The organism is Photorhabdus sp. P32 (assembly GCF_038085095.1).
GTDB lineage: Bacteria > Pseudomonadota > Gammaproteobacteria > Enterobacterales > Enterobacteriaceae > Photorhabdus > Photorhabdus luminescens.
The window spans coordinates 1-742 of sequence record NZ_JAZGJN010000063.1; the positions used below are offsets into that span (position 1 = coordinate 1).

At 64.8% G+C, this 742-nt stretch carries 1 protein-coding gene and 1 pseudogene; one reads left to right on the plus strand and one right to left on the minus strand.

The window, feature by feature from the left end; genetic code table 11:
- Positions 1 to 300, minus strand: a pseudogene (locus tag V2H77_RS00225) (MFS transporter); the annotation flags it as partial.
- Between the two features lie 239 nt (positions 301 to 539).
- On the opposite strand from V2H77_RS00225, the gene V2H77_RS00230 reads away from it, so the two are divergent.
- Positions 540 to 742: hypothetical protein (locus V2H77_RS00230; protein WP_341497201.1), on the plus strand; the 203-nt coding region annotated here is incomplete at its 3' end.

The window sequence follows — 742 nt, forward strand, 5'->3', positions numbered from 1 at the left end:
CGGGATGCCGATCAGCGCGTAGCCGAGAGACAGGATGATGGCGCCGATCACCATCGAGCGGCGCGTGCCGAGCACCTTGTCGCCGATCCAGCCGCCGATCGCCGGCGCGACGTAGATCAGCGCGGCGGCTGCGCCCCACACCAGCGTGGCGCGGGTGTCGTCGAACCCCAGGCGCTGCACCATGAAGTAGACGATCAGCGCCTGCATGCCGTAGTAGCCGAAGCGCTCCCACAATTCGATCAGCGCGATCGTGGCGAATGAGCGGGTCTGGCTGACCGGGCGCCCGAGTGTCGTGTCCATACAAGTCCTCTGCGACTGCGCCCCGGCCAGGCCGGCGCGCAAAATCCGAGGATTCTATGCCATCTGGATGAAGCTTGCAGATCGGGTGGCATGCGCGCTGCTGCCACGTGGCCGACACGAGGGACCAGCCAGGCAGCGACCGGTCTTCAGGTTTCATGTAGGGCGAGGCTGTTGGGCGCGGTCGAAATCTGTCATGCTTCGGCTGCAGCCGCACAACCTGACATAACGACAACCACGCCATGACAACAGCCACGATCGCCCGCCTTGCCCTGTGCATCACCGCACTCCCACTGGCCACCAGCATGTTCGCGTTCGCGCAGAACGCCGAGCGCCAGTTCAAGAGCGTCACGCAGAACGGCAACACGCTCGAGATCGCGACGGCCGACGGGCGCTACCTGATCAAGCCGTATTCGAGCGCGATCGTCGAGACCACCTTCATTCC